The 20,661-nt window shown below is 40.5% G+C and carries 17 protein-coding genes and 1 pseudogene; 3 read left to right on the forward strand and 15 right to left on the reverse strand.

Translation table 11 applies throughout. From position 1 onward, the window contains the following. Positions 1 to 133: 133 nt before the first annotated feature. The 8 genes from rseP to rpsB form a co-directional block, all read right to left on the reverse strand. On the reverse strand, positions 134 to 1,510 hold the full coding sequence (gene rseP / locus G327_RS0102465) for a sigma E protease regulator RseP (protein WP_019613181.1): 1,377 nt from the start codon (positions 1,508 to 1,510) through the stop codon (positions 134 to 136). Then, positions 1,504 to 2,703, reverse strand: a complete 1,200-nt coding sequence (gene ispC, locus G327_RS0102470) for a 1-deoxy-D-xylulose-5-phosphate reductoisomerase (protein ID WP_019613182.1) — start codon at positions 2,701 to 2,703, stop codon at positions 1,504 to 1,506. Before ispC ends, rseP begins: the two co-directional genes overlap by 7 nt. A 3-nt stretch (positions 2,704 to 2,706) precedes the next feature. Further along, positions 2,707 to 3,558, reverse strand: a complete 852-nt coding sequence (locus G327_RS0102475) for a phosphatidate cytidylyltransferase (RefSeq protein WP_019613183.1) — start codon at positions 3,556 to 3,558, stop codon at positions 2,707 to 2,709. Positions 3,559 to 3,597: 39 nt separating this feature from the next. Beyond that, on the reverse strand, positions 3,598 to 4,344 hold the full coding sequence (gene uppS, locus G327_RS0102480) for a polyprenyl diphosphate synthase (protein WP_019613184.1): 747 nt from the start codon (positions 4,342 to 4,344) through the stop codon (positions 3,598 to 3,600). 70 nt (positions 4,345 to 4,414) lie between these two features. Next, on the reverse strand, positions 4,415 to 4,972 hold the full coding sequence (gene frr, locus G327_RS0102485; protein ID WP_019613185.1) for a ribosome recycling factor: 558 nt from the start codon (positions 4,970 to 4,972) through the stop codon (positions 4,415 to 4,417). 38 nt (positions 4,973 to 5,010) lie between these two features. Further along, positions 5,011 to 5,751, reverse strand: coding sequence for a UMP kinase (gene pyrH, locus G327_RS0102490; RefSeq protein ID WP_019613186.1), 741 nt, complete (start codon positions 5,749 to 5,751; stop codon positions 5,011 to 5,013). Between the two features lie 196 nt (positions 5,752 to 5,947). Further along, positions 5,948 to 6,820, reverse strand: coding sequence for a translation elongation factor Ts (tsf, locus tag G327_RS0102495; protein ID WP_019613187.1), 873 nt, complete (start codon positions 6,818 to 6,820; stop codon positions 5,948 to 5,950). A gap of 98 nt (positions 6,821 to 6,918) precedes the next feature. Beyond that, on the reverse strand, positions 6,919 to 7,656 hold the full coding sequence (gene rpsB / locus G327_RS0102500) for a 30S ribosomal protein S2 (protein WP_019613188.1): 738 nt from the start codon (positions 7,654 to 7,656) through the stop codon (positions 6,919 to 6,921). Between the two features lie 423 nt (positions 7,657 to 8,079). Here rpsB and map point away from each other — a divergent pair, with 423 nt between their 5' ends. Next, complete coding sequence (gene map, locus G327_RS0102505; RefSeq protein WP_019613189.1) at positions 8,080 to 8,868, forward strand: type I methionyl aminopeptidase; 789 nt, start codon at positions 8,080 to 8,082, stop codon at positions 8,866 to 8,868. 58 nt (positions 8,869 to 8,926) lie between these two features. Continuing rightward, complete coding sequence (gene glnD, locus G327_RS0102510) at positions 8,927 to 11,545, forward strand: [protein-PII] uridylyltransferase (RefSeq protein ID WP_019613190.1); 2,619 nt, start codon at positions 8,927 to 8,929, stop codon at positions 11,543 to 11,545. A gap of 205 nt (positions 11,546 to 11,750) precedes the next feature. Here the strand turns inward: glnD and G327_RS25900 are convergent, their stop codons facing one another. The 7 genes and pseudogenes from G327_RS25900 to G327_RS0102540 all read right to left on the reverse strand — a co-directional run bounded on the left by G327_RS25900 (position 11,751) and on the right by G327_RS0102540 (position 20,165). Continuing rightward, positions 11,751 to 12,422 (reverse strand): HAD family hydrolase, encoded by a 672-nt coding sequence (locus G327_RS25900; RefSeq protein ID WP_019613191.1) that lies wholly within the window; start codon positions 12,420 to 12,422, stop codon positions 11,751 to 11,753. Between the two features lie 16 nt (positions 12,423 to 12,438). After that, on the reverse strand, positions 12,439 to 14,745 hold the full coding sequence (locus tag G327_RS0102520) for a 3-deoxy-manno-octulosonate cytidylyltransferase (RefSeq protein ID WP_019613192.1): 2,307 nt from the start codon (positions 14,743 to 14,745) through the stop codon (positions 12,439 to 12,441). Then, entirely contained in the window at positions 14,742 to 16,148 is a 1,407-nt protein-coding gene (locus G327_RS0102525) for a hypothetical protein (protein WP_019613193.1), read from the reverse strand. The genes G327_RS0102520 and G327_RS0102525 overlap by 4 nt, the downstream gene beginning before the upstream one ends. A 152-nt stretch (positions 16,149 to 16,300) precedes the next feature. After that, positions 16,301 to 16,441, reverse strand: a pseudogene (locus G327_RS27300) (IS1595 family transposase); the annotation flags it as partial. A gap of 40 nt (positions 16,442 to 16,481) precedes the next feature. Beyond that, on the reverse strand, positions 16,482 to 17,531 hold the full coding sequence (locus G327_RS0102530) for an ABC transporter ATP-binding protein (protein WP_019613194.1): 1,050 nt from the start codon (positions 17,529 to 17,531) through the stop codon (positions 16,482 to 16,484). Next, complete coding sequence (locus G327_RS0102535; RefSeq protein ID WP_019613195.1) at positions 17,531 to 19,162, reverse strand: ABC transporter permease; 1,632 nt, start codon at positions 19,160 to 19,162, stop codon at positions 17,531 to 17,533. The genes G327_RS0102530 and G327_RS0102535 overlap by 1 nt, the downstream gene beginning before the upstream one ends. Continuing rightward, the gene (locus tag G327_RS0102540) at positions 19,152 to 20,165 is read right to left on the reverse strand and encodes a Fe(3+) ABC transporter substrate-binding protein (RefSeq protein WP_019613196.1); all 1,014 of its coding nucleotides are present in this window, start codon (positions 20,163 to 20,165) and stop codon (positions 19,152 to 19,154) included. Before G327_RS0102540 ends, G327_RS0102535 begins: the two co-directional genes overlap by 11 nt. Positions 20,166 to 20,405: 240 nt before the next feature. On the opposite strand from G327_RS0102540, the gene G327_RS0102545 reads away from it, so the two are divergent. Next, a complete protein-coding gene (locus G327_RS0102545) occupies positions 20,406 to 20,651 on the forward strand; it encodes a PTS transporter subunit EIIB (protein WP_019613197.1) in 246 nt (81 codons plus the stop codon). Positions 20,652 to 20,661: the final 10 nt, after the last annotated feature.

A 20,661-nucleotide genomic window follows, 5' to 3' on the forward strand; every position in this document is an offset into this window, starting at 1 on the left:
TTTTAGTAAAACCGCGAGTATTAACTCTGCTATGAAACTATACGAAATCATTTTAATTAGGCTGAGTTTATAAAGTTATAAATACACTTTCAACACAATGATTTATCAACCACCTACAACGCAGTCTGGAGACCTAGAGTAAATTAAAATCATTGAGTATAGCAATCAGCATTAAACTCATTAAAATAGCTCCGCCAATCCGGAAACCAATATCCTGTATCCTTTCCGGCACAGGTTTACCTGTTATTACTTCGACGAAATAATACATCAGGTGTCCGCCGTCTAATACCGGCAGCGGAATTAAATTCATTAAACCTAAATTGACACTGATTAAAGCCAAAAATCCGAGAAAATACTCAATGCCGTAATCGGCACTCATGCCCGCCCCTTTTGCTATCGCAACAGGACCGCTCAGGTTTTTAACCGAAATATCACCTGTAACTAGTTTTACCAGGGTATCAAAAGTCAGCTTAGTTAACTGTCCGGTCTTGTGCAGCGCTTTGGTGAAAGCCTGCCATGGACCATATTGTAATTTTACCCGGTATTCTTCAGGAAATGCCTCAACAACAGGTGAAAGGCCTATATAGCCCAAAGCACTACCAGACTGAGTTTCGCGAGCGTCAGGTGTCAGAGTCATTTCCTGCGCTATTGTGCCTCTTTCAATATCAAGTTTCAGTACCTGGTTAGCATTTTGCTGGATAAGTTCAACAAATTCCTGCCAGCTGCTTAATTTAACACCGTTAATAGCGATTAATTTATCACCTGCGAGTAGTCCAGCTTTCTCTGCGGCCCCGCCTTCTGCAACAACTGCCGCCTGAAGATAAGCCTGCGGTGAAAAAGGAATCAAACCCAAGCTGGTTATTATCGACTCTTTTTTAGGATCAAATGTCCAATTCTGCAGTGAGACCGTAAAAGTTTTTGTTGGTTCAAAGGTCAAGTCAATTTTATCCGCAGTTAGCGGTTTAATCGTGATATCAAACGCAGTTTCACCAATCTGAGCAACCAGAGCAAGATTAAGCGCTTCCCAGTCACCAACAATCTGCTTATTAACAGCCGTCACCTGATAACGGCTGTCGTTCTCAATAACACTCATGGGACTGCCGGAAACTGTATCACTGATAACCGGCTTGGCACTATTAACACCAATCAAGTACATAAAGAAAAAAGCGATCACCGCGAGAATAAAATTAGCGATCGGGCCGGCGGAAACAATGGCAATACGCTGCCAGACTGTTTTTTTATCAAATGCAGAGTCCTGCTCCGAAGGCGGAATATCTTCAACCCGCCCGTCAAGCATTTTGACATAGCCGCCAAGGGGCACAGCGGCAACAGCAAATTCGGTACCGTGCTTATCGATACGCTTAAACAGCACTTTACCAAAGCCGATTGAAAAACGGTGTACTTTTACGCCGCAGCGTCTAGCAACCCAGAAATGACCGTATTCATGAATCGCCACTAAAATGCTTAATGCAACAACAAATGCACCTAAGTTCCATAAAGCACTCAGCATAAATTTTCTCGATTAATCAGCTGCAAAGCACTTTGCCTTGCCTGTTTATCAATTTCTAACAAGTGGGAAATTGAGTCAACCTGAACGGCGCTGCTGTTATTTAAAACGCGTTCAACAAGCTGTGCTATCTGGGGAAATTTAATTTTGTTATTTAAAAAAGCTTCAACCGCTATTTCGTTAGCCGCATTTAACGTGGTGGTCGCATGCTGTCCTTGATAACAAGCATCAATAGCTAATTTTAAACACGGATAGCGCTGATAATCGGGTTCACTGAAACTAAAATCAGGGCTGGAGAAAAAATCTAGACAACCAGCTCCGCTTTCTATCCGCTGGGCGCCTCCCATCACATGCGCAATCGGGATACGCATATCCGGATTGCCCATCTGCGCAATCACACTGCCGTCTTTATACTGTACCATAGAGTGGATAACAGACTGTGGATGTATAATCACCTGCAGCTGCTCTTTAGAGGCATTGAATAACCAGCGGGCTTCAATATATTCAAGGCCTTTATTCATCATAGTGGCGGAATCAATGGATATTTTCTGCCCCATTGACCAGTTAGGGTGTTTAACGGCCTGCGCAGGTGTGATCCCGGCAAATGAGTCAAGCGCAGTGTTTAAAAAAGGACCGCCGGAGCCGGTCAGTAATATTTTAGCAACTCCTTCGCCTTCTAGATCACATTCACCGATGCTGTCCTGCAGTTTTGCAGATAATGCCTGATAAATGGCGTTATGCTCACTGTCAACGGGCCAAAGCTTACTGCCCGATTTTGCAGCCGCATCCATTAACAAGGCGCCTGACATCACCAGTGACTCTTTATTAGCAAGAAAAATCTCTTTACCGGCGTTAACTGCCGCCAGTGTCGTTGTTAATCCGGCGCCGCCGACAATAGCAGCCATTACCGAGTCAACTTCACTGCTTGCCAGCAGCTGCAGTAACTGCTCTTCATTATCAACAACAATACAGGCCAGTTTAGCCTGCTGCAGCCGGGAAGATAAAGCGGCACTTGCCAGAGGATCACTCATTGATACATAGTCAGGAGAAAATTCCCTGCACAGGGCAAACATTTTATCAACACTAGACGCAGCGGCTAATAAAGAGATCTGATATAAACCCGGATTTGCTCTGCACACGCTAAGCGTGCTTGCACCGATTGAACCTGTTGCGCCTAAAACAGCTAACTTTTTCATTTATTAAATAAGCCAAATAAGATAGATAAGAGCAAAAACAGGTACAGCAGCCGTCAGACTGTCAATTCGGTCTAATATGCCTCCATGCCCGGGTAAAAGATTACCGCTGTCTTTTAAACCAGCTTCACGTTTGAAAATGCTTTCATTTAAGTCACCAAGTGCCGAGACCACATTGGTTAACAATGCACCAACAAAGAAGAATGCCATTTTATCCGTAGGAATAGCAAAATAAATGGAACCTAGCAGCGCGACCAGCATTGAACTCACTAAGCCGCCCAAAAAACCTTCGATAGTTTTTCCCGGACTGACACTAGGCGCTAACTTGTGTTTACCAAATTTCTTACCACAGAAGTAGGCACCGGTATCTGCGGCCCAGACCACCAGAAAGACAAACATTAACAGTTCTGCACCGTAATAAAAATCATGGTGCATATTAACCGAGCGTAATAACACCATTCCCCAGAAAAACGGCACTAGAGTCAACAAGCCAAACAGACTTTTGACTAATTTATTTTTCGCCCAGAGTGATGCTGTTTTCGGGTAGCTAACCACCATGAGTAGTGCCAGACACCACCACAGCGCAGTTACAATAAAGCCGTTAATTAAGATGGAATTAGCGATACCTTTCACCCAGACCTGTTCTATGGGCATAAAAATTAATGTAACGCCAAGCACTAAGCCGAACAGATAAAGAACCAGACTGGAAGGTTTATTATCAACAAATGCTCCCCATTCCTTGCTGGCCAGTAAATAAATAGCAGCGCAAAAGAGCATAAAAAATTTAAGCGGTAAGAAAAAAATGCCCGCAATTACCAGAGGAGCTAAAATCAAGGCGGTTATTATTCGTTGTTTCACAGAGACATCCTGTTAAATTCGGTTACGATATTCATGCGGTTAAGGTGACTTTGAGCTGACTTGTTCACTGGTTTTTCCAAAACGACGTTCCTTTCCAGAAAAAACATCTAAAGCGGTCTGAAAAGCAGACGCATCAAAGTCAGGCCATAAAATGTCAGTAAAATACAGTTCCGCATAGGCCAGCTGCCATAATAAGAAATTACTAATACGCTGATCACCACCGGTTCGAATCATCAGATCCACAGGCGGCAGCGACTCTAAGGAGATAGCTTGAGTTAACATTTTCTCATCAATGTCATCTGCGTCTAATTCACCGCTTGCGGCTAGCTTAGCCAATTTTTTAGCTGCTTGAGTTATATCCCAGCGTCCGCCGTAATTAGCAGCAACATTAAGTACCAGCCCGGTATTATTCTCCGTGGCTTTTTCTGCTTCCAAAACCTTTTTCTGCAGGCGCTCACTAAAACCGCTTAATTCACCAATGATTTTTAATTTAATATTGTTTTTATTTAATTTCTTTATTTCACTTTTTAATACGGTAAAAAACAATTCCATCAGCATACTGACTTCTTTTGCCGGCCGCTGCCAGTTTTCACTGCTGAAAGCGAAAATAGTTAATGCTTTAATATTGCTGTCGCTGGCAAAAGTAATCGCTTTACGTAAAGCTCTGACGCCATGCTTATGTCCAAAAACACGGTGCTTTCCTTTGCTTTCCGCCCAGCGGCCGTTACCATCCATAATGATAGCGACGTGCTTAGGTAATTTAAAACTTTCATTTAACGTTATCACAATCGACCCTGAGAAATATTACTAACAGAAAACAGCACACCTGCAGCCAGGTGTGCCGATTATTATACGATTAAACTTCTAACAGCTCTTTTTCTTTTACCGCAAGAATTTCATCAATTTGTTTGATGCTTTCATTGGTAACTTTCTGAACAAGTTCTTCACCTGTACGCTGTTCATCTTCGCTGATATCTTTATCTTTTTCTAGCGTTTTCAAATCACCGTTTGCGTCACGACGAATATTACGGATAGCAACACGGCTGTTTTCTGCTTCGCCACGAACCACTTTAATCAGATCTTTACGACGCTCTTCCGTTAACGGTGGTAATGGAATACGAATAACCGTACCGGCAGACATAGGATTCAGCCCCAGGTTTGAACCCATGATCGCTTTCTCTACGGCCTGGATTAACGATGCATCAAAAACGGTAACCGTTAATGTACGCGAGTCTTCTGTTGATACATTACCCACTTGACGAAGTGGTGTATTACTTCCGTAATACGGCACCATAATACCGTCTAAAAGGCTTGGATGCGCTCGACCAGTGCGCACTTTTGCAAGCTGGCTTCTAAATGATTCAATGCTTTTACCCATGCGAGTCTGAGCATCATTTTTTACTTCATTGATCATAACAATTCCCTTAATTTTTTACGTTTTTAAGTTTTTATTTATTTAACTTCAGTACAGTGCGTAATCGTTGTGCCTTCATTTTCGCCAAGTACAACGCGGCTTAAAGCACCAGGTTTATTCATGTTAAACACGCGAATCGGTAAACTATGGTCACGTGCTAATGTAAATGCGGCTAAATCCATAACCTGCAGCTCTTTTTCTAATACAACCTGGTAATCAATCTCGCTGTATAATTTTGCATCTGGATTTTTCACCGGGTCTGCATCATATACACCGTCAACTTTGGTGCCTTTTAATACGGCATCAGCTTCAATCTCAATACCGCGCAGGCAGGCTGCAGAATCAGTAGTAAAGAACGGATTACCGGTACCCGCAGCAAAAATAACTACAGTACCTAGTTTTAGATGCTTAATGGCTTCTGCCCAGTTGTAATCATCACAAACACCGTTTAACGGGATTGCTGACATTAAACGTGAGTTAACGTGTGAGCGGTGCAGTGCATCACGCATTGCCAGACCGTTCATTACCGTTGCCAGCATGCCCATATGGTCGCCGACAACACGGTTCATACCCGCTTCAGCCAGACCTGCCCCACGGAAAATATTACCACCACCGATAACTAAACCAACTTGAACACCTGCTTCAATTAGTGATTTGATTTCCAGGGCCATACGATCCAGCACCTTAGGGTCAATACCAAACCCCTCTTCACCGACGAGGGCTTCTCCACTTAATTTCAATAAAATACGACGATATGCAGATTTAGGATTCGTGCTCATAGTGTTCTTTCCTCAAAGTGGAGTTAATACCGATTACATTAGCAAGCTGCCTGTTTTTAAAACGATCCGGCATTCAAATCGAACAGTTTTAAAGCAGCTTGTTAATAAAATCGCCATATTCTTAATATAAAAGAACCGCAGTCTCAGCCGCGGTTCTTTAAAGACAACAAGTAAAACTCATTGTTTATTAAGATGATTATTTTGCAGAAGCGGCCATTGTTGCAGCAACTTCAGCAGCGAAATCTTCTTCTACTTTTTCAATACCTTCACCCACTTCTAAGCGGATGAAAGATTCAACGTCAGCACCAGCATCTTTAAGAAGCTTAGCAACTTTCATTGAAGGATCTTTAATGAATGCTTGACCAGTAAGGCTCACTTCACCAGTGAATTTAGCCATACGACCAGAAACCATTTTTTCAGCAATTGCTTCAGGCTTACCGCTTTCAATTGCAATCGCAAGTTGAATTTCTTTCTCTTTAGCAACAACTTCAGCAGGTACGTCTTCAGGCTTAACGTATGTTGGAGCAGCTGCTGCAATGTGCATTGCGATATCTTTAGAAAGGTCAGCATCGCCGCCTTTAAGTACAGATACAACACCAATTTTGCCACTGTGTACGTAAGCGCCAAGGTTTTCACCTTCAACGATTTGTAAACGACGTACAGAGATGTTTTCGCCGATTTTAGCAACTAGTGCAGCACGAGCATCTTCAACTGTATCAGCATCGTATGCTAATTCAGCTAGCGCTTCTACGCTATCTACTTTGTTTGCTAATGCGATATCTGCAACTTTATTTGCGAATGCAAGGAAACTTTTGTCCATTGCAACGAAATCAGTTTCACAGTTAACTTCTGCGATAAGTGCAACGTCACCAGCAGTTTTAGCCAGGATAACACCTTCAGCTGCAACACGACCTGCTTTCTTAGCTGCTTTTACAGCACCAGATTTACGCATGTTTTCAATTGCAAGCTCGATGTCGCCATCTGCTTCAACTAATGCTTTTTTACAATCCATCATACCCGCAGCTGTGCGGTCACGAAGTTCTTTAACTTGCTTAGCTGTAATAGCCATTGTCGAATTCCTATTATTTTCAATTAAAAAGGGGGTCATTAAGACCCCCGATAATCAGTTTGACACTGATTAATAAGAGCTTTTTAGCTTAGAAGTGCTTATTTCTCAGCAACTTCTTCAACAAAACCGTCTTGCTCAGCTTGTACGATAACATCTTGCTCACGACCTTCTTTAACAGTCAGAGCAGCTGCATCTAAGTACAATTTGATAGCACGGATAGCATCATCATTACCAGGAACAACGAAATCGATGTTGTCTGGGCATGAGTTAGTATCAACAACAGCGATAACTGGGATACCCAGGTTATTCGCTTCTTTAATTGCAATGTGCTCGTGATCTGCATCGATTACGAAGATTACATCTGGGATACCGCCCATGTTTTTGATACCACCAAGCGTTTTTTCAAGTTTGATTAACTCACGAGAACGCATAAGCGCTTCTTTTTTAGTTAACTTGTCAAAAGTACCGTCTTGGCTTTGAACTTCAAGGTCTTTCAAACGTTTGATCGATTGACGAACTGTTTTCCAGTTAGTCAACATACCACCTAACCAGCGGTGATCAACGTAGAACTGATCACAGCTTTCAGCTGCTTCTTTAACAGCTTCAGAAGCTGCACGTTTAGTACCAACAAATAATACTTTACCTTTTTTAGCTGCTTTCGCTTCTAAAAAGTTAAGTGCTTTGTTGAACATTGGAACAGTCTGCTCAAGGTTGATGATATGAACTTTATTACGAGCACCGAAAATGAAAGGTTTCATTTTTGGGTTCCAGTAACGAGTTTGGTGACCGAAGTGAACGCCAGCTTGTAGCATATCGCGCATTGATACATTTGCCATTAGAATTTCCTCTTAGGGGGTTAGGCCTCCACACATCCCATACACTCGACCCAATACTCAAACAACTTGAATAAAAGGCACCCCGAGTTACGTGTCGATGTGTGTGTGTTATTTTAAGTACGCCTTTAAATTTCATTGTTCACCAGGTGAACTATGTAAGAAAAAGGACGTATCAGTTAAGTGAGTTCTGCAACAACTAACTGCTGTTACAAACTCGATGCGCTTTATATCACACTCTGTGGTTCAACTCAATAATTCCTGTGTTAAAGTTATACGATTATTATCCAGCTTTCTATCTCCCGATACCGGCTATCCCACAGCACTAACAAGGGTTAAAGAGCGTAAACTTAACTAGCTTCGGTAACATTATTTCTTTATAGTTATCGCTTAATTATTCATGTAACAAAATAGAGACATAAACAGATGGCAGCAATCATAAAAACGGCAGAAGAAATCGAAAAAATGCGTATCGCAGGCCAGTTAGCCGCGGATGTACTGACGATGATCGAACCTTTTATTCAAAAAGGCACAACGACCAATGAGCTTAACCGACTCTGCCACGACATGATTGTTAATGAACAACAAGCAGTACCGGCACCGCTTAATTATCACGGCTTTCCAAAATCAATCTGTACTTCATTAAACTATGTTGTCTGTCACGGTATTCCTAATGATAAAGCGCTGAAAGACGGCGATATTATTAATATTGATATTACAGTAATCAAAGACGGCTATCACGGCGACACATCAAAAATGTTTGTGGTCGGTAAGCCTTCTATCTTAGCAGAGCGTTTATCTCGTGTTGCACAGGAATGCTTATATATAGGCATCAACTTAGTAAAGCCAGGTGCTCGTTTGGGTGATATCGGCGCGGCCATTCAAAAACATGCAGAGAAAAACAGTTATTCAGTAGTTCGTGAATACTGCGGCCATGGTATCGGCGCAGGCTTTCATGAAGAACCGCAGGTTTTACATTACGGTAAAGCTGGAACCGGTGAAACATTAAAAGTCGGCCAGTGTTTTACTATTGAACCTATGATCAATGCCGGCAAGAAAAACTGCAAAGTACTGAAAGATGACTGGACTGTGGTCACTAAAGACAAAAAACTATCTGCGCAGTGGGAACATACATTATTAGTTACTGAAAACGGCGTTGAGATTTTAACATTACGCCCGGAAGAAACTATCGAACGCTTTATCAGTCACATTTAATCTCTCTACGCCTTCATTAATATAATGGGGGCCCCCATAACACCTGCATGAGGTTAAAATGGATTTCGAAAAACTTTCCCCAGTCAATATTCAAGAAGATAACCTCACTATCAGTTATCTGAAAAATCACCTTAAACAGTTTCAAGAATGGCAGGTTGACTGCTTTAAAGCACGCCATAAAATTACCACCATCATTACCCAGCGTGCACGTTATATCGATGAACTTCTGGCACGCCTGTGGAACTCTATCGGCTTGAATGAAAGTTACGATCTCAGCCTGATTGCGGTTGGCGGATACGGGCGCGGTGAACTGCACCCTAAATCAGATATTGACCTGCTTATTCTGTCAGAAAGCGGCTTCAGTAAAGAGTCAGAAGAAAAGATAAGTACATTTATCACTCTGCTCTGGGATCTTAAACTTGATATTGGTAACAGTGTGCGCACCCTGCATGACTGCTCTGAGCAGGGTAAAGCTGATATCACCGTTGCTACCAGCATGATTGAAGCACGCCATATCGTAGGTAACCACAATACCTATGAAAAACTACTGCAGCTGGTTGACGGGAACGATTTCTGGCCTGCTGATGAATTTTTTACGGTCAAAAAAGATGAGCAGAAGCAGCGCCATAGCAACTGCCGCGGTGATGGTTACAGCCTTGAACCAGATCTTAAAAACGGCTGCGGCGGCATGCGCGATATTCAAACCATTGCCTGGATTTCAAAGCGTCATTTCGGGGCGCATACTTTGTTAGATTTAATCACCTACAACTATATTACTCAGGGAGAGTACCGGGAGTTAGTTGACTGCCAGACTTCGCTGTGGACAATCCGTTTTGCCCTGCACACGGTAACTAACAGGCCTGATAACCGCCTTCTGTTTGATTATCAGAATGAAGTGGCAGCATTATTAGGTTACCGCGGGCAGGGAAATCAAGCCGTTGAGCAGATGATGAAAGCTTTTTATCAAACTATTCACCGGGTCAAAGAGCTTAACGAAATGCTCCTGCAGTATTTTGATGAAGCCATTTTAGGTAATATCGCACAGCACATTGAATATATCGATGAACACTTCCACCTGCGTGAGCATATGATTGAATTAAAAACCCGCAGCCTGTTTAGTGATCAGCCTGAATCGATTCTGCAGCTGTTTCTACATGTCGCTAAAGACCCGCGCATCACAGGTATTTACTCACCAACTTTACGTGAACTGCGCGAAGCGCGGCGAGGCCTGACTCACTGGCTGCAGAATATTCCTGAGTGCCGGGAAATTTTCCTGCATATCCTCAAACATCCGAGAGGCATGGGCCTGGCTTTCACATTAATGTACGAATACGGAATCTTAGCCGCTTATATTCCACAGTGGAGTCGTATCGTCGGGCAGATGCAGTTCGACCTGTTCCACGCCTACACAGTTGATGAGCACAGCCATAAACTGGTTAAAAATATTTACAACTATCCTAAAACGAAAGAACATCACCCGCTGGCAAATGAAATATACAGCTATTTAGAGAAGCCTGAACTGCTTTTTTTAGCGGCTATTTTTCATGATATTGCCAAAGGCCAGAAAGGAGATCACTCCACTCTGGGCGCCGTTGATGCACAGGCTTTCTGTCAGCTGCACGGTTTTAGCCGCTATGAAAGCAATATTGTCTCCTGGCTGGTTAAACATCATCTGACCATGTCAGTTACAGCGCAGCGCCGAGATATTAGCGACCCGCGCGTGATCATTGAATTTGCCAAACTAGTGCGCGATGAAAAACACCTAAATTTATTACACTGTTTAACAGTTGCCGATATCTGTGCAACCAATGAAGACACCTGGAACAGCTGGAAAGGCGCGCTGTTACGCGATCTATATTACAGTACTTTAAAAATGCTTCGCCGCGGACTGGAAAATCCCCCCGATATACGTGATCGTATTCGCGACAGGCAGCGTAAAACACTAGGCCTGTTAATGGAAGCCGGTATTACTGAAAAGCAGGTAAAACCTTTATGGAAACGATTTAGACTGAACTATTTTTTCCGTTACCACTCGGCACAGATTGTATGGCATACGGTTAACCTGTTAAAACATGATGACCACAGTCGCCCGATGATCTTAATCAGTGATCAGAATGAACGCGGTGCAACGGAAATATTCGTCTACCACAAAGATATGCCGGCACTATTTTCTTCCGTGGTGACTGAAATTGATAATAAAAAACTCAGTGTGCATGATGCCAAAATACTTTCCAGCCGTGATTATTTTTCACTTAGTACGTTTACTGTATTAGAGCAGGACGGCGAGCATATTGATCCGGATAAAATTCAGCGTTTAAAACAAGCGATAGAAATGGCGCTGCTTGCACCGGAGAAAGTTAATATGCAGCAGACCCGGCTGCCCAGGGTTAAGCGTCAGTTTAAGTTTGAACCTGAAGTCACTTTTTTACCAACCCGCCGAAAACGCACGCAGATTGAACTGGTCGCCTTTGATGCACCGGGTATTCTGGCCAATATAGGTGATGTATTCCGCAGCAGTGGTCTGGTGTTGGATACCGCCAAAATAACCACCATTGGTGAACGCGCAGAGGATCTGTTTATTGTATCAACCGAAGAGGGAAATGCACTAACCGAGCAGCAGGAAGAAAACTTAAAAGCACACTTAATTGCAGAACTTAGCCCGGAAAGCTCATTATAATACTAATTCCACTCATTGGGTGATCTATTTAGGCGTAGAAAAAATGATTGATTGTCCCCATACCATGAGATTCATATATAGTGCTGGATGATGGATTTCATACATAGTGCCGATGGAGGGAAAATGAAGTGCAAAATCGAGAATTACTGCTGTTCAAATTTAAAAACGTAGAAAAATGAATGTTGAAATTTAAAAAGGTTCATCCTCATTTTACTTTGATAAAAGATAATAATAACTGACACAAATCTGTCGGGGTGTGACAAAGGTAATCGGCTCCCCATAAGTTAAAATCATCGTTTTTAAATTTAAAGCCATAATTAACAGCAATGCTTTTCATACCTGCATTTTTAGCTGTACAAATATCTTTAGCATGATCACCACAATAAATAGCATCTTTTGGATCCACCCCCAAGTAATTACATGCTTTCACTAAACCTTCGGGATCTGGCTTAATAACACTAACTTGTTCAGGGCAAATTATAATCTTAAAAGCATGATCTAAACCTATTGCTGACATTATGGGCAGTGCTAACTTTTCAGGTTTATTAGTTACAACCGCCATTGATATATCAGCCTTATAAAGGTGCTGTAAGGTGGCAACAATTTCACCGTATGGTTCTACATTTAATGCGGATATAGGCTGATAATGATCAAGAAACACTTTTCTAATTGCTGTTTTACGTTCTGTGGTAAATTCACTGTCGCAAAGTTCTTCTATGATTCCAATAGATCCATGAGAGATACGCTCAATAAAAAAATCATCATCAGGACAATCAATACCATAAACTGAAAAAGCATACTTTAATGATTGAACAAAACCTGCAGATGTATCAACAATAGTGCCATCTAAATCAAAGAGTAATGTTACTTTTGTCAAAATAATTTCCTATTCATTACTCTATGCCTTTACTAGTTAAAAAAGCTTCTACTTTGTCAATATCTTCAGGTACATCTACCGCAATTGAAGAAAAAGTAGTTTCCGTCATTTTAACCTTGTGCCCTAAATCAACTAACCTGAGCAATTCTATATCTTCATACTTTTCATTTCTTGTTTTATCATTGCTAGTGAAAACTTCTAAAGCATGCTTAGTAAAACCATACACACACACTTGACGGTATGCCTTTAATTTTTGTTGTTTACTGTAATTAACCGGAAGCGCTGCCCGAGACATGTATATGAGTTCATTGTCATTATTGAGCACTACTTTTACAATTGTTGGAGTGTTAAATTCGCTTTCTGTTACTTCTTTAAAACAATTATAGGCGATGTATTGCTCTCCATGTATTCTATAACTATCAATCACTTCATTGACGACAGAAGGATCTATAACGGGTTCATCCCCTTGAACATTAACATACAAGTCATAATCATAACGAGAAGCAAACTCAGCAACCCGATCAGTCCCGGTTAAACATTGTTCAGAAGTCATTATTACTGACATATTCTGGGACAGACAAAACGCTTTAATTTGTTGATTATCAGTCAAAATAAAAGTATCGACCTCAGGAATATTGACTACTTGCTGATATGTTCGCTTTATCATTGGTATACCTGCAATTTTAGCCAGAGGCTTACCGGGAAAACGTGAAGATTTATATCGTGCAGGAATAATAACAGCTATTTTTAGCGGCAAATCTTTCTTATAAAGTGAAGGTGTTAAAAATTGAATAGAAAGGTTAGTCGTTATTTTTTTTAATCCAGCTAAAACTTCCTCATTACGGGATGCTTTTTCTTTAGAACTTAATGCCCCATAACTAGATCCGTGAATCAAATCATCGGAATTTATTTGGTAACCATCTAACCCAGCAATAGATACCCGTTTGGAACCTGACAGGCTTAATGCATTTAACAATAATAACACAGCATTATTGCTGAATACTTCACTGTTTTCATAAAGCGTCTTAAAGTTTAAACGAATGCATGCTCTATGTTGAGATAACATTGAAAGATTGGACGTTACTATTAAACGAGTACTATCCCAAATAAAGTGCGCAAATTCGTTGTACCTTTTTTGATTAGAAAAAAATAGATAATCAGCTTTCAACGTGTCAGGTACATGGTTTATAGCAATGATATTATAATCATAATGAATTACTTTTTTTTCTATTTCACTTTGGTGTAAAGCAACACTAGTACCCGGAGCTATCAACAAAAGATTGCCAACATCAAAAGGTAAAGTATCACAACAATCAGTATTTTCTCTTTTATTATAATCAAGATAAATTGTTTCTATTGCCTCTTGTCGGTAATTATTTTTTTCAACTTCATTCAATTCATTTAACAAGCGTTGAATAATAGATACGGGTAAGGTTTTCTGATTGATTAAATAAGAGGCATAATTAGGGTGAGTTCCAGCAGCTGCAGATAAAAATTGTCCTAAATTTGGCCCCCAATTATATTGTTGAGCAATAGGCTCAATATAATTATCGATGGCTTCAAGTACTTCCAGAAGTTGGTATTGAGGTGCAATATGTTTAAGACTGTTAATCAGCACTTCTGTAGGAAGGTTTCCAGCTCCTCTCCCCATCCCCATAAGTGATGAATCTACGATTAACTCTCTTTTAAGAGACATATTAAAAAATGTCATCGCGTTTGATAACGAAAGCTGCATATTATTATGAGAATGAAAGCCCATCAGAATATCAGACGACAAATTATGATCAACAAGTAAAGCTAAACGATTCAGGCATGATGCGTCCATATTGCCAAAGCTATCAACCAAATAAAAAGCATACGGCGCTAATTTATTTACTTCTTCTAATAACGCCAACAATTCCATATCAGAGTAGTTAGCCGTCACCATAGGCTGAATAAAAACCTGATAACCTAAAGCTTTTATTTCTTTAGCCTGACGGATAGCATCATGCCAATCTTTCCTATGGAATGCTAACCTTATACCCGATAAAGAAGGTATTACACATTTAGCTGGTAATTGCTTAATATCTAGTTCACCATAATTGCACATCACGACAAATTTCGTATTTATGTCAGAAAAATCATTTCCAATATAAGAAGTTAAATTATTAATATCCTTACTATAAGTGTTGCCAATATGCTGTTCATGGCTTAAATAACCTATTTCAATAAGATCAATATTTGCCACAACCAAACTGGTGATAATTCCGCGGATATCCCGGCCTTTAAACTGCCAGTTATTTATATAACCACCATCACGTAAGGTACAATCAAGTATCATCATTTTACCACCTTATTTTTCAGCTTACCCACCAAGGCTTGATGAACCCGAGCTATCACAGCATCCCAACCTAACTCTCCAACTTGTTGATTAAAAACAGTCACAGATGGAAAAAATAATGATTGATTATCGGTAGTAGTACGCCACCACCAAAATGGATACTTAGAGCACATTAACAAAGTTGGTACCCCTAAAGCACCCGCAAAGTTTGCAACCGCATTATCAACCGTAATAACAAGATCCAGTTGTGATATTAATGCTCCGTAGTCAAGAAAATCACCTGATGGAGAGGCATTGTCAACTACATGAATGAGTTTACCTGTTTTATTCTCCAACTGCTGAATCTCGGTTCTTATCTCACCGTGTTGTAAATTCACCCAGGTAATATTGTTTTCATTAAATAAACCAGACAAATTATTTAACGCAATAGATCGACTATTATATTGATAATCATTATTGCCTCCTTTCCAGGATATACCAACTTTCAAACCAGAATATTCTGGAAATTCAACCTTACTTTTCGCTTGTAGAGGAAGAAATGATTGTTGAAAAGATTCAATTGTTGGTCGCATATATTCAAATAAATCGCCAGCCAAACAATAGCAATCTAAATGGGTTTTCAATTCAGTGGTATTTAGACTTACAATTTTTTTATTAAATGATTTGTAGCTGTGCACTATGCACGAAGGAAAATTACTACTGAATAATTTTTTTAGCCTTTCATTCACCACTAAAGAACATTCCAGCCCTTGTTTTGTCAACTGATGAATTACCGTAGAAAAGAGTAATTCGTCACCAATCCCTTGTTCAAAAATAATAGCTAATTTAACTTTATTATTTTTATCCCCCTTCCACAAAGGAAGTTTACGACTAATAACAACGGAATGATCTGTCTCTAATTTTTTTCTTAATCGATATAATTGCCAGCCATTATGAAGATCACCACAATAAAGTTGCAGCTGCCCATGCCCATAAAGATCTTTATCATTGCCTCTTAAGTCAATCAATTTGGCAGATACAGCCAAAGCGCCAACAAAATCCCCTTGATAAGCCAAGTTACGAGAAATATCCAATAAAATACTGACATTACCAGTTTGATTGAATAATTGTTCAAATATTGATTGAGCTTCATCATAATTTTGACGCTCAGTTAAAACTACACCGAGCAAGTGCCAAATAGCAAGATCTGCTTTATTCAAAGCAACTAACAGCCGGAGCATTTTTTCTGCCACAGAAAAGTTTTTTACTGATACCGCAGATGTGGCCACCAATTTAAGAATAAGGCCATTGTTAGGAAATTGCTCTAATGCTTTAGAGCCTTTAACAACAGCTTCTTTAAAAAATTTCTTTTTGATCAGCTTTTGCAATTGGCGGACAGTTTGTTCTACAGTTTTTTTCAACGCCATAATGTATATAAGTAACCATTGAATTTATAAATTAAAAGTGGACTTAAAAGAATAAACAGCATTTTAAATTTAGGCAAGGACTTATATCGATAGATGCTACAAGGTATTGACGTTTAGTTATTTTACATAGGCTCTGTTCCATTCATGTATTGTTACCCATATGCAGATTGTAAGATTCGCCGATAATCAAAGCTTGAGTTACTTTCTCTAAACCAAGTAAGATAATGTAACAAATACTTTGTCGCAACACCTCGCATTTTTGCATCTATCCAGCCTTTGAAATGAGCTATTGCTCTGAATATCGGCTCAGGCAGCCGGACTTTATTTAAAGCGTTAGGCTTCAAACACCACAAAGTCATGACTTAAGACTTTTAATGAAACCCTGTCGCCAAGGTTAAACTGCATGCTGTTATGCAGATGGTTACTGTGCTTAATGATGTAGTTTTTATTTAAGTAACTTACCGTTACCTGCTGGTATGCCCCTAAAAACTCAACCTCCAGCACCTCTCCTAAGCCCTGCCCATCAAGCTCAATAACAACCTGTTCCGGTCTTAATAACAGGCTAAACGGCTTGCCTTTGCTATGCTTAAGAGGTCTATCACTAGTTAGTAAACCTAAATCGGACTGATAGGAGTAATCGTCGTTAACGGTAACATTTAGATAATTACTCTGCCCCATAAAGTCGGCAACATATCTTGATTTCGGCTGCTGATATAAGCGCTGCGCGCTGTCTATCTGCACAATTTTTCCGGCCTGCATCAAAGCAATTTTATCTGCAAAGGCAAAACCTTCCTCTTTAGAGTGAGTAACAAACAAGGCGCTCATAGAGCGTGCTTTAAGCAGGCTGCGGATCTCTCTAATCAGCTGAAAACGCACATTATGGTCAAGATTTGAAAAAGGCTCATCTAAGAGCATTAAATCAGGCTGATAAGCTAACGCCCGGGCAATGGCAATACGCTGCTGCTGGCCGCCGGAAAGCTGATGAGGAAAGCGCTCAGCATAATCACTTAACTGCACCAGACTCAAAACGTCGTTAACACGTTCTTTCTTCTCTAAAGCAGTAAGCTTATTCAAAGAAAATGCTACATTATCAAAAACATTAAGGTGCGGGAAAAGCGCATAGTCTTGAAAAATCAAACCTATTTTTCTTTTTTCAGGGGTAATGTTAATGCCCTGTTCATTAACCGTTTTACCGTTAATGACGATAGAGCCGCAAAGCTGCTTCTGCAGTCCGGCAACCGCTCTTAAAAGGGTTGTTTTACCGCAGCCGCTTTCACCCAGCAGACAAACAATTTCATTTTTTTGTAATTTTAAATCGAGTGAATTGAGCACTTGGTTGTGTTGATAAAAACAACTTAATTGTTTAACAAGTAACGCACACATTAAGAGGCTTTCTCCAATAAACGGTTAACAACAATAAAAGGAACAAGTCCCATTAATACAATCAGCAATGCCGGCAGAGCCGCGTACTCTATCATCTCATCGGAAACAAACTGATACACATAAGTTGCTAAGGTTTCAAAGTTGAACGGACGTAATAACAAGGCAGTCGGCAGCTCTTTCATTGCTTCGATAAACACTAAAATAAACGCGGTCAGCAGCCCTTTTTTAATCAAAGGTAAGTTTACCCGGCGAATAGTTTGTGAAGCATTCTGTCCAAGCGTACGCGATGCTAAATCCAAAGAGGGAGAAACCTGCGCTAAACTACTGTCAATACTGCCGACAGCAATTGCACTAAAGCGTACTAGATAGCCCATCACTAAAATAAACAGTGTCCCAGAAAATAGCAGCCCGACACGAGAAAAACCAAACTCAACCAGCAGCTGATTTAACCATAAATCAATATTAGTGAAGGGAATAAGCACGCCGATCGCAACAACAGTGCCCGGGACTGCATAACCTAACGATGTGAAGCGTATGCATGTTTTAGCCAAAGGGCCGGGAGATAAGCGCTGGTAAAAATTAACGATTAAGGCCACCAGCAGTGCTAAAAATGCAACGATAACCGCAAGCCAAAGGCTGTTGACTGTATACTGCCATAATGATTCATTCAGCGATTCGCTGAAATAGTGGAACGCATAATAAAAAAGTACACACAGAGGCAGAATAAATGCAGCGAAAAGCAGTCCCCAGGAAAAACTAAGAGCCCCCCATTTTTTCCAGCCCTGTAAAACAAAACGCAGCTCTGTATGTGTTGCACCGCTGCGCTGATAAATTTTCTGCTTACGGCGGCTGTAATTTTCCAGGGTGATTAATATCACCAGCCCCAAAAGCATAAAGGAAGAAACTTTAGCAGCTGTAGTCAGACTGCCTAGCTCTAACCAGGTATCATAAACAGCTGTTGTTAAAGTACTCACTGCAAAATAATTGACAGTAGCAAAATCACCTAAGGTTTCCATTGCAATTAGTGATAAACCCACCGCAATTGCCGAACGTGAAAGCGGTAATGAGACGCGCCAGAAAGCTGCCCAGGGGGATAAACCTAAGGTTCTGGCCGCCTGAAACAAACCGCCGGACTGCCCCAAAAAAGCACTTCGCAATAACAGATACAAATAGGGGTAAAGTGTCAGGCTAAGCACGATTACCGCACCGGATATTGTTCTAATATCAGGGAAATAATAATCTGAGGCCTGCTGCCAGCCCATAAAAGAGCGTAAAAACTGCTGCACCGGTCCGCTGAAGTCTAGAAAATCAGTATAAACAATAGCAACAATATAAGGAGGAATAGCCAGAGGCAGCATAAAAGCCCACTGCAGAACAGTACGACTTGGGAATTCACAGCAGGCAACAAACCAGGCGGCCGGCAGTGCAAGAATAAAACTTAAACAGATAACACCTAGAATTAACAGCAGGGTATTAAATGTATAGTTTATCAGGACCGTATCGATAAGGTGCTGAAAACTGCCGCTGTTATCAATACTAAATGCGCTGATGATCAGCGCAAAAATGGGCGTAATTATAAGACAAGTTACTGCCCAGGGCAGTAACTTGTACAGGTTAAACTTAGAGATCAAATTTCACTTCATCCAGTAACTTAACGGCAGCTTCGTGCTGCTTGGCAATTTCAGCAAGCGGCAGCGGGTCAGCTTTAAATGTGCCCCATGATGCAACCAATTTTGAAGGTTGTACACTTTCTTTTACAGGATATTCGTAATTAACTTCAGCATACATCTGCTGAGCAGTATCATCTGATAAGAATTCCATCAGTTTAACTGCATTTTCTTTGTTTGGCGCATACTTAGCTAAAACCACACCGCTTACATTTACATGCGAACCGGTTGTTTTCTGGTTAGGGAAGTTAATATCAACCGCTTCTGCCCAGCTAACCTGCTTAGGATCTGCCAGCATTTTACCCAGGTAATAGTTATTACCCAGCGCATAATCGCATAGGCCGTCTTTAACTGCTTTAACCTGTGCACGATCATTACCCTGTGGCTTACGTGCAAGGTTTGCTTTAAAGCCCTCTAACCAGACTTTTGCATTTGCTTCACCTTGATGTGCGATAACAGATGCCACTAATGATACGTTGTAAGGGTGTTTACCTGAACGAGTACAGATTTTTCCTTTAAATTCAGGAGAGGCTAGATCCAGATAAGAGATTTCAGCTGCTGGACCAATACGTTCAGAAGATGAATAAATATTACGTACACGTGTTGTTAATGCAAACCAGTGCTGTCCCGGATCACGGTACTGAGCTGGAATATTTTCGCTTAATACTTTGCTGTCAACCGGCTGTGTTAAGTCCTGATCAGTCAGTTTCATTAAACGGCTGATATCAGTCGTTAATACTAAATCAGCAGGAGACAGTTCGCCTTCTCGTTTAACTCGCTCAATTAATCCTTTTTTAGCAAATAAAATATTTACTTTAATGCCGGTTTGCGCAGTAAACTTTTCCATAATCGGTTCAATCAGAAAAGGCTGACGGAATGAGTAAACGTTAACTTCATCTGCAAAGGTTGTAAAAGAGCTGAGACTTAACGCAGCAAATGCAGCGGCTGCCGTGATCATTTTTTTCATAAATATTTTCCATTTCTTAAACAAGAACAATTATCAGTTGCAGGGATAATAATGATAACAGTTACTATTTGCAAGTTTGTTTACAATTCTTTTCTGTAAATAATAATCATTATGCTTCTCATAGATAAAAGCCTAACGCAGTAATTTTTTAACATTTTGATTTCAAACAATAGATAATAACAAAGTCGGAGTAGACTCTTTATCTTATCTGTAAAATGTATATTTAAAAGGAAATAAATAATGGAAAAAATTATCCAGGAAGTGATTACCGCAGTCGGCGGTATCAATAACATTACAGAATGCACTAACTGCATGACACGCCTGCGTTTAACATTAAAAAATGAAACGAATGCAGATCGTCAAAAAGTAAAAAATATCAGCGGCGTATTCGGAATAATTGAAAATGATCAGCAGTTTCAAATCATTCTCGGCCCGGGTAAAGCGCAGAAAACAGCAGATATGATGAACAGCATGTTCAATTTTTAATAAGCAGAAA

This window comes from Psychromonas ossibalaenae ATCC BAA-1528 (assembly GCF_000381745.1).
GTDB classification, from domain to species: Bacteria; Pseudomonadota; Gammaproteobacteria; order Enterobacterales; family Psychromonadaceae; genus Psychromonas; species Psychromonas ossibalaenae.

What these genes read in the sequence shown, in the direction of transcription:
- rseP (WP_019613181.1), bottom strand. Translation starts at nt 1,510, where the DNA reads ATGCTGAGTGCTTTATGGAACTTAGGTGCATTTGTTGTTGCATTAAGC.
- ispC (WP_019613182.1), bottom strand. Translation starts at nt 2,703, where the DNA reads ATGAAAAAGTTAGCTGTTTTAGGCGCAACAGGTTCAATCGGTGCAAGC.
- frr (WP_019613185.1), bottom strand. Translation starts at nt 4,972, where the DNA reads ATGATCAATGAAGTAAAAAATGATGCTCAGACTCGCATGGGTAAAAGC.
- pyrH (WP_019613186.1), bottom strand. Translation starts at nt 5,751, where the DNA reads ATGAGCACGAATCCTAAATCTGCATATCGTCGTATTTTATTGAAATTA.
- tsf (WP_019613187.1), bottom strand. Translation starts at nt 6,820, where the DNA reads ATGGCTATTACAGCTAAGCAAGTTAAAGAACTTCGTGACCGCACAGCT.
- rpsB (WP_019613188.1), bottom strand. Translation starts at nt 7,656, where the DNA reads ATGGCAAATGTATCAATGCGCGATATGCTACAAGCTGGCGTTCACTTC.
- map (WP_019613189.1), top strand. Translation starts at nt 8,080, where the DNA reads ATGGCAGCAATCATAAAAACGGCAGAAGAAATCGAAAAAATGCGTATC.
- glnD (WP_019613190.1), top strand. Translation starts at nt 8,927, where the DNA reads ATGGATTTCGAAAAACTTTCCCCAGTCAATATTCAAGAAGATAACCTC.
- G327_RS0102520 (WP_019613192.1), bottom strand. Translation starts at nt 14,745, where the DNA reads ATGATGATACTTGATTGTACCTTACGTGATGGTGGTTATATAAATAAC.
- G327_RS0102525 (WP_019613193.1), bottom strand. Translation starts at nt 16,148, where the DNA reads ATGGCGTTGAAAAAAACTGTAGAACAAACTGTCCGCCAATTGCAAAAG.
- G327_RS0102530 (WP_019613194.1), bottom strand. Translation starts at nt 17,531, where the DNA reads ATGTGTGCGTTACTTGTTAAACAATTAAGTTGTTTTTATCAACACAAC.
- G327_RS0102540 (WP_019613196.1), bottom strand. Translation starts at nt 20,165, where the DNA reads ATGAAAAAAATGATCACGGCAGCCGCTGCATTTGCTGCGTTAAGTCTC.
- G327_RS0102545 (WP_019613197.1), top strand. Translation starts at nt 20,406, where the DNA reads ATGGAAAAAATTATCCAGGAAGTGATTACCGCAGTCGGCGGTATCAAT.